Annotated in this window: 7 protein-coding genes; 5 read left to right on the top strand and 2 right to left on the bottom strand. The window is 65.8% G+C overall.

Features of this window, described 5'->3' with window-relative positions; all coding sequences use genetic code 11:
* The first annotated feature begins 43 nt into the window (after nucleotides 1–43).
* Nucleotides 44–1,597, top strand: coding sequence for a beta (1-6) glucans synthase (locus ACK6AU_RS30525; protein ID WP_409303389.1), 1,554 nt, complete (start codon nucleotides 44–46; stop codon nucleotides 1,595–1,597).
* A gap of 9 nt (nucleotides 1,598–1,606) precedes the next feature.
* Here ACK6AU_RS30525 and ACK6AU_RS30520 read toward each other — a convergent pair whose 3' ends face one another.
* A complete protein-coding gene (locus ACK6AU_RS30520) occupies nucleotides 1,607–1,972 on the bottom strand; it encodes a hypothetical protein (RefSeq protein WP_185700674.1) in 366 nt (121 codons plus the stop codon).
* A gap of 241 nt (nucleotides 1,973–2,213) precedes the next feature.
* Here ACK6AU_RS30520 and ACK6AU_RS30515 point away from each other — a divergent pair, with 241 nt between their 5' ends.
* From ACK6AU_RS30515 to ACK6AU_RS30505, 3 genes are all read left to right on the top strand, one after another.
* The gene (locus tag ACK6AU_RS30515) at nucleotides 2,214–3,512 is read left to right on the top strand and encodes a serine/threonine protein kinase (protein WP_185700675.1); all 1,299 of its coding nucleotides are present in this window, start codon (nucleotides 2,214–2,216) and stop codon (nucleotides 3,510–3,512) included.
* Complete coding sequence (locus ACK6AU_RS30510) at nucleotides 3,505–4,293, top strand: VacJ family lipoprotein (RefSeq protein WP_185700676.1); 789 nt, start codon at nucleotides 3,505–3,507, stop codon at nucleotides 4,291–4,293. Before ACK6AU_RS30515 ends, ACK6AU_RS30510 begins: the two co-directional genes overlap by 8 nt.
* 151 nt (nucleotides 4,294–4,444) lie before the next feature.
* Entirely contained in the window at nucleotides 4,445–6,478 is a 2,034-nt protein-coding gene (locus tag ACK6AU_RS30505) for an FUSC family protein (protein ID WP_409303386.1), read from the top strand.
* A gap of 8 nt (nucleotides 6,479–6,486) precedes the next feature.
* On the opposite strand, the gene ACK6AU_RS30500 is transcribed toward ACK6AU_RS30505, so the two are convergent.
* Complete coding sequence (locus tag ACK6AU_RS30500) at nucleotides 6,487–7,413, bottom strand: DUF808 domain-containing protein (protein ID WP_409303384.1); 927 nt, start codon at nucleotides 7,411–7,413, stop codon at nucleotides 6,487–6,489.
* Between the two features lie 203 nt (nucleotides 7,414–7,616).
* On the opposite strand from ACK6AU_RS30500, the gene ACK6AU_RS30495 reads away from it, so the two are divergent.
* On the top strand, nucleotides 7,617–8,228 hold the full coding sequence (locus ACK6AU_RS30495; protein WP_022643088.1) for a TetR/AcrR family transcriptional regulator: 612 nt from the start codon (nucleotides 7,617–7,619) through the stop codon (nucleotides 8,226–8,228).
* The last annotated feature ends 258 nt before the right edge of the window (nucleotides 8,229–8,486 follow it).

The raw sequence follows: 8,486 nt of genomic DNA, 5'->3' as shown, positions 1-8,486 counted from the left end.
AGCAGCAAAGTGCCCCGGTTTTTTCCCCCCTACCGGCCTGACCATGCCCGCCACTCCACGCTTCCCCCTCCTCGCCTACCTGTGCGCCTGCCTGATCGCCCTGCTAGCCCTGTGCAGCTACTGGTACGGCCTCGGCCGGCCGGTGCAGTTGCCCGACGTCGCCAGCGCCAGCCACAAGCTGCAATGCGCCTCCTACACCCCGTTCGACAAGGACCAGTCGCCGTTCGACCAGCCGTTCAAGCTGCGCCCAGAGCGCATGGACGCCGACCTGGCGCGGCTGGCGAGCCGCTTCGAGTGCATCCGCACCTATTCCATGAGCGGCCTGGAGGCCCTGCCGGAGCTGGCGCGCAAGCATGGCCTGAAGCTGATGATCGGAGCCTGGATCAACAGCAACCCGGCGGATAACGAAAGAGAGGTGGACCTGCTGATCGCCTCGGCCAACGCCAACCCGGATGTGGTCAGCGCGGTGATCGTCGGCAACGAGGCACTGCTGCGCAAGGAAATCACCGGCGCCCAGCTGGCCCGGCTGATCACCAGGGTCAAGCATAACGTCAAGCAGCCAGTGACCTACGCCGACGTCTGGGAATTCTGGCTCAAGCACCCGGAGGTGGCCCCGACCGTGGATTTCCTGACCATCCACCTGCTGCCCTACTGGGAAGACGATCCCTCGAACATCGACGTGGCCCTGGACCATGTGGCCCAGGTGCGCCAGGTGTTCGGCAACCGCTTCGCCCCCAAGGATGTGCTGATCGGCGAGACCGGCTGGCCCAGCGAAGGCCGCCAGCGCGAGACCGCGATCCCCAGCCGGGTCAACGAAGCCCGGTTCATCCGCGGTTTCGTCGCCCTGGCCGAGCAGAATGGCTGGCACTACAACCTGATCGAGGCCTTCGACCAACCCTGGAAACGCGCCAGCGAAGGCGCGGTCGGTGGTTACTGGGGGCTGTTCGACGCCGATCGCCAGGACAAGGGGATTCTCGAAGGTCCGGTATCCAACCTGCCCTACTGGTCCCTGTGGCTGGGCCTGGGAGCGGCGCTCCTGGCCAGCACCCTGCTGCTGGGCGGCGGGGTCGGCAGCACCCGGGCGGCCTTCCTCCTGCCACTGCTGGGTGCTGTGGCGGCCTGCAGCATCGGCACCTTCGCCGAACTGGCGCGGGTCACCAGCCGCTTCGCCAGCGAGTGGGCTTGGGCCGCCCTGCTACTGGGCCTGAACCTGCTGGTCCTGGCCCACGCCGCACTGGCCTTGGGCTCGCGTGAAGGCTGGCGCCAGCGGCTGTTCTGCATCCTGGAAAAGCGTGCCGGCTGGCTCCTGGCGGCAGCCGGTTTCGCCGCGGCGGTGATGATGCTCGAGCTGGTGTTCGATCCGCGCTACCGCAGCTTCCCCAGCGCCGCCCTGCTGCTGCCGGCCCTGGCCTTCCTCTGCCGACCGGTGCGGGTACCGCGGCGCGAGGTCGCCCTGCTGACCTTCATCATCGGTGCCGGCATCGCGCCGCAGCTGTACCAGGAAGGCCTGGCCAACCAGCAGGCCTGGGGCTGGGCCCTGGTCAGCCTGCTGATGGTCGCCGCGCTGTGGCGCAGCTTGCGGGCGCGGATCGGCTGATCCGCCCGGCTAGGGGCGAGGAGCGCGCACCAGGCGCAGGCTGGCGATCACCAGGGCGAAGACCGCCAGGCTGGTGTTGTACAGCACCAGGGCCGGGAGCCCGGCCGCCATGGCCAGCAGCGCCAGCCCCCAGCCCAGCCGCCCTGGCACGACGAAGGCCAGCAGCGCCGCGCCCAGGGCACTCCAGCCCAACACCTTGAAATGAATCATCCAACCCAGGCTGGAACGCAACGCGCACTCCCAGCGGCCGGCCTCGTCGATGCATACGCCCACCCAGCGGGCATCCTCCATGAAGCCATAGCGCAGGCCATAGCTGGCGGCCAGCCAGAGCGCCAGGGCCAACAGCAACAAGATCAGGGGAAAGCGGCGGGACATGGGGGCACTCCAGGCAATCAAAACGGCGCCCAGCATAATCCCCCGGAAACACTTGGCAAGCACCATGCGCGCATAGCTATTCAGCCGAGGGTGGCAACGTGTATCGTCCGGCTACTATCACCATCACCCCCAGGCCAGACCGCCATGGACGTTATTTGCGCCCGCACATGGCACTTCGGCAGCAACGCGGTGGTCATAGCCTGCGAATCTCATTCGGCACCTTCCTTCTAGGGATACAGTCATGCTTCGTTCCTTGCGCCTCACCGCTCTGTTCGGTGGCCTTATCCTGAGTGCGTCCGCCCTGGCGGTCGATGTCGACCCAGCCAGCTACGGCTACCCGTTGACCAATCCCTTCGAAGCCACCATCGCCACCACGCCGCCGGACTTACGCCCGGAGCTGCCCTCGGACGATGACATCCGCCAGTCCGACTACAGCCTGACCCTGCGCCCGGAACGCGAATTCACCCTGCCGGACAATTTCTGGGCAGTGAAGAAACTCACCTACCGCATCGCCACCCAGGACCACGCCGCCCCGCTGATCTTCCTGATCGCCGGTACCGGCGCGCGCTACGACAGCACCCTCAACGAATACCTGAAGAAGCTCTACTACAAGGCCGGCTACCACGTGGTGCAGCTGTCCTCGCCCACCAGCTTCGACTTCATCAGCGCCGCGTCGCGCTTCGCCACCCCCGGGGTCACCGCCGAGGACGCCCAGGACATGTACCGGGTGATGCAAGCGGTGCGCGCGCAGAATTCCAAGCTGCCGGTCACCGACTATTACCTCACCGGCTACAGCCTGGGCGCCCTGGACGCAGCGTTCATCAGCAAGCTCGACGAGACCCGGCGCACCTTCAACTTCAAGAAGGTCCTGCTGCTCAACCCGCCGGTCAACCTCTACACCTCGATCACCAACCTGGACAAGCTGGTACAGACCGAGGTCAAGGGCATCAGCAGTAGCACCACGTTCTACGAGCTGATGCTGGCCAAGCTGACCCGCTACTTCCAGCAGAAGGGCTATATCGATCTCAACGACGCCCTGCTCTATGACCTGCAGCAATCCAAGCAGCACCTGAGCAACGAGCAACTGGCGATGCTGATCGGCACCGCCTTCCGCTTCTCCGCGGCGGACATCGCCTTCACCTCGGACCTGATCAACCGGCGCGGCCTGATCACCCCGCCCAAGTACCCGATCCGCGAGGGCACCAGCCTCACGCCATTCTTCAAGCGCGCCCTGCAATGCGACTTCGACTGCTACCTGACCGAACAGGTGATCCCGATGTGGCGCGCCCGTACCGATGGCGGCAGCCTGCTGCAACTGGTCGACCAGGTGAGCCTGTACGCCCTGCAGGACTATCTCAAGGCCAGCCCGAAGATCGCCGTGATGCACAATGCCGACGACGTCATCCTGGGCCCGGGCGACCTGGGCTTCCTGCGCAGGACCTTCGGCGATCGCCTGACCGTCTACCCCCATGGTGGCCATTGCGGCAACCTCAACTATCGCGTCAATAGCGACGCCATGCTGGAGTTCTTCCGTGGCTAAACATCTCCTGCTTATCGCTGCGTTGCTCTGCACAGGCTATGCCCAGGCCGATAACAGCCAGGCCGGCACCACCCGCGCGCCCGATCCCGACGGGTTCACCGAGCCGCTGCAACAACTCAAGTTCAACCCGGGCCTGGACCAGCGTGAATTCGAACGCTCGACCCTCAGCGCACTGAACGTCTACGACCCGCTGGAGTCCTGGAACCGCCGGGTCTACCACTTCAACTATCGCTTCGACCAATGGGTGTTCCTGCCCGTGGTGGACGGCTACCGCTACATCACCCCGAGCTTCCTGCGCACCGGGGTAAGCAACTTCTTCAACAACCTGGGCGATGTACCCAGCCTGCTCAACAGCCTGCTGCAGTTCAAGGGCCAGCGCTCCATGGAGACCACCGCCCGCCTGCTGGTCAACACCACCATCGGCATCGCCGGCCTGTGGGACCCGGCCACCAAGATGGGCCTGCCACGCCAGAGCGAGGACTTCGGCCAGACCCTGGGCTTCTATGGCGTTCCTGGCGGCCCCTACTTGATGCTGCCAATCCTCGGCCCGTCGAACCTGCGCGACACCGCCGGCCTGGCGGTGGACTACAGCGCCGAGTCGGCGATCAACTTCCTCAACGTCGCCGAAGTCAGCAAGAACCATCCGGAGCTCTGGCTATTGCGTGGCGTCGACAAGCGCTACCAGACCAACTTCCGCTATGGCGAGCTGAACTCGCCGTTCGAGTACGAACAAGTGCGCTACGTCTACACCGAAGCGCGCAAGCTACAGATCGCCGAGTAAATACCCGGCCGCCCTTCATCACAGGGCGGCCAATTCCCGCCATTCAGCCTTACCTTTCAACTGGCTCCGCCAGGCTCAAGACACCCATTGGCAGCTTCAGGCAATGTAGATACGATGCTAATCGTTAGCTGGCTACCTATATGACCAGAACATGAAACTGCCGACCTTTCGTGTCGCCGATGCCTGGCAAGCCCTCTTCGCTCCCACGCCGTCGGACCTGCTGTTCGCCACCCGGAACCTGATTGCCGGTGGGCTGGCGCTCTACCTGGCCCTGCGCCTGGACCTTCAACAACCGCAATGGGCCCTGACCACCGTGTTCATCGTCAGCCAGTCCAGCAGTGGCATGGTCCTGGCCAAGGGGGTTTATCGCCTCTTGGGTACGGTGGTCGGAGCCCTGGCATCGGTCCTGCTCATCGGTCTGCTGGGCCAGGCCCCGCTGCTGTTCCTGCTGGCCATGGCCCTTTGGCTGGCCTTGTGTACCACCGGCGCCTCGCTGCTGCGCAACCATGCCGCCTACGGTTTCGTACTGGCCGGCTATACCGCGGCAATCATTGCCCTGCCCGCCACCGTGGCGCCCTTGCAGGTGTTCGACCAAGCCGTGGCACGTTGCTCGGAAATCGGCCTGGGGATCATTTGCGCCTGCGTGGCCAGCATCGTGCTCTGGCCACGCCGGGTCGAGCAGACCCTCGCCGCCCAGGGCCGGGCAGCCTGGCTGGCCGGGCGCCGCGCCGCGGCCTCGGAACTGTTGGGAGAAGACCAGCGCCAGGGCCTGCTGCTCGCCCTGGGCAGCATCGTCACCGTGGATGCCCAGCGCGACCACGCCTGGTTCGAAGGAGCACAGGGGCGTCGCCGCTCCCAGGCATTGCGCGTTCTCAGCCGTGATCTGCTGGGCCTGATGCGCGCCGCCAGGAGTGTGGCCCGACAGCGACAGTTGCTCGAACCCCAGGAAGCACAATCGATGCAAGCGCTGATCCGCGAAACCAGCCAGGCCCTGGCAACCGAGCATCAGTCACCCTTGGCCGCCCTGACCCAGCGCCTGGAACAAGGCTTGGCCGATCGCTCGCAATCGGCTGAAGCCCGTCTCTGCCAACTGCAACTGTCACAGGTGCTGGACCTGGTGGCGCAAAGCGCTCGTAGCGTCAGTGCCCTGGAACAGGGCCTGGTCCCCCCCGGCGCCCCAGGAGCCTTGTCCTGGCACCGAGACCTTGAGCACGGCGTGCTGGGCGGATTGCGCAGTGCCCTGGCCTTTCTCGCCGTGGCCGCTTTCTGGCTCCTCTGCGCCTGGCCTTCGGGCCTGGGGGCGGTCTCCATCTGCGGTGTAGTGCTAAGCCTGTTCGCCGGCCGTGAGAACCCCGCAGCGGCCTGCCTGAACTTCCTCAAGGGCATCGCCCTGTCGATTCCTGTCGCAGGCTTCGTCGGCCTCGGCCTGCTCCCCGGCTGGGATGGCTTTCCCCTACTGTGCCTGGGCCTTGGCGTGCCGCTGTTTTTCGCGTCGCTCTGCATGAGCCGGCCCAAACTGGCACCGATCGCGTCGGCCTTCTGCATCTTCTTCGTCAACAACGTCGGCCCCGGCAACCTGATGACCTATGACCTGGCCGCGTTCCTGAACAAGGCCATGGCCACCCTGGTGGGCGTCGCTATTGCCGTGGTGGTGCTGCGCCTGGTCAGCCTGAACCCGGGGGAGCATCACTACCGCCGGATGTTCAAAGCCTCGTTGTTCGACCTGGCACAGCTCACCTCAAGGCCGCTGGAGCAGGCGGAAAGCTGGTTCGGCGGACGCATGGCCGACCGTCTGATCCGCGTGTCCCGGTATTGGCAGATGCAACCCGAGCACCGCCGCGACCACTGGGACAATGGCCTCCAGGGGCTGGACCTGGGAGACGAGCTGCTACAACTGCGCGGCTGCCTGGATACCACTCGCGGCGCCCTGGCCATCGAGCGAGATCGCTATCTGAGTCACCTGGCCCTGCTGCTCAGGAACGGCGGCCCTACGGCCCTGCGCCACGACCAGTTGGATGCCCCGACGCGATCCTTGCTCCAGGCACTGACAACCGCGCCCACCCTCCCCGAAACCTCACGGGAGATGGCCCGCGCCGCACTCGTGCAATTGCAGTTCACCTGGCGCCGCTGGTGCCGTCGACAGGCCCAGGCACCGCGACCACGGACAGCGCAAGCCGTGGCCTGAGGCCAGGCTCAACCGCGCACGCCACGCCAGAGCTTGCCCGCCAGCGTCACCACCGCCAGCACCAGGGCCCCGGCAATGACCCCGGCCACCGCATTGAGCAGGGTCGGCGTCAGCACCGCAATGGCGCCGAGCAGCGAGGCACTGCGTTCGGCCACGCCTTCGATCAAGTGATGCAAGGCGGGAACCCCATGGGTCAGGATGCCGCCGCCGACCATGAACATGGCCGCGGTGCCGATCACCGACAGGCTCTTCATCATGTAGGGCGCCGCACGCAGGATCGCCCCGCCCACGCTCCTGGCCAGCTGTCCCGGCTTACGCGCCAGCCACAGGCCCAGGTCATCGAGCTTGACGATGCCGGCCACCAGGCCATAGACGCCGACGGTCATGACGATGGCGATGCCCGACAGCACCACCACTTGCTGGGCCAGCGGCGCGTCGGCCACCGTGCCCAGGGTAATGGCGATGATTTCGGCGGAGAGGATGAAGTCGGTGCGCACCGCCCCCTTGATCTTGTCCTTTTCGAAGGCCACCAGGTCGGTGGCCGGATCCGCCACGGCCTCGATCAGCTGGTCATGGGCCGCCTGGTCCTGGGCCTTGCCGTGGAGGAACTTGTGGGCCAGCTTCTCGAAACCCTCGAAGCACAGGTAGGCGCCCCCGAGCATCAGCAGCGGAATCACCAGCCAGGGAGCCAAGGCACTGATGGCCAGGGCCGCCGGCACCAGGATCAACTTGTTGCGAAACGAGCCCTTGGCCACGGCCCAGACCACCGGGACCTCCCGTTCGGCGCGAACCCCGGACACCTGCTGGGCATTGAGGGCCAGGTCATCGCCCAGCACACCGGCAGTCTTCTTCGCCGCCATCTTGGTCATCAGGGCCACGTCGTCCAGCACCGCGGCGATATCGTCGAGCAAAACCAGCAAACTGCTTCCTGCCATGGGCCAGGCTTCCCTGCGTGAAATGAGGCGCGCAGCATACCGCGCCGCAGGAGGGCCAGGCGAGATGTCGGCGAACCGCTCGGCAAACGGTCGGCGCGCTCCTCGAATGCAGGCAAGACCACGGCCAATGGGCATTCTTGAGCCCTTCGCGAGCCCGGTGCTACCATGCGCAACCGCCGAACAGGCAAGGAATCCCCCGGTTTATGAGCACCATCCGCGAGCGCAATAAAGAACTGATCCTGCGGGCCGCCAGTGAAGAATTCGCCGACAAGGGCTTCGCCGCGACCAAGACCAGCGACATCGCCGCCAAGGCCGGGCTGCCCAAGCCCAACGTCTACTACTACTTCAAGTCCAAGGAAAACCTCTACCGCGAGGTGCTCGAAAGCATCATCGAGCCGATCCTCCAGGCGTCCACCCCGTTCAATGCCGATGGCGTGCCCAGCGAGGTGCTCAGCGGCTACATCCGCTCGAAGATCCGCATCTCCCGCGACCTGCCCTTCGCCTCCAAGGTATTCGCCAGCGAGATCATGCATGGCGCGCCGCACCTGAGTCCGGACCAGGTGGAACAGCTCAACGCCCAGGCCAAGCACAACATCGAGTGCATCCAGACCTGGATCGACCGTGGCCAGATCGCCCCGCTGGACCCGCACCACCTGATGTTCAGCATCTGGGCCGCGACCCAGACCTACGCCGACTTCGACTGGCAGATCTCGGTGGTCACCGGCAAGGCCAAGTTGACCGAAGAAGACTACGAAGCCGCCGCCCAGACCATCATCCGCCTGGTGCTCAAGGGCTGCGAACCCGAATCCGCATGACCCGCCCTCCTGACGCCGCCCGGTCCACGGGCGCTGCAGGGTTCGTGTAGCCGCTGCCGCAGGCTGCGCACGGCTCGGCACGAGCCGCCTGGTGGCTCTCGGCAATCAACCTGAGGTTCCGCGTCGCCCGGTTTGGCGGGCGCTGCGCAGTCGATCGCAGCCTCGCAGGCTCGACAGCGGCTACACGTACTGCGCGACCTAGGCGCCGACGCCGGCATCCGCGGCCAGGCCCTGGGCCTCGATGGCGCTGATGGCGCA

Source organism: Pseudomonas sp. KCJK8993 (assembly GCF_046230915.1).
Lineage (GTDB): Bacteria > Pseudomonadota > Gammaproteobacteria > Pseudomonadales > Pseudomonadaceae > Aquipseudomonas > Aquipseudomonas piscis.
Note: the sequence above shows the minus strand (reverse complement) of the source record. Positions and strands in the feature narration are given on the sequence as shown.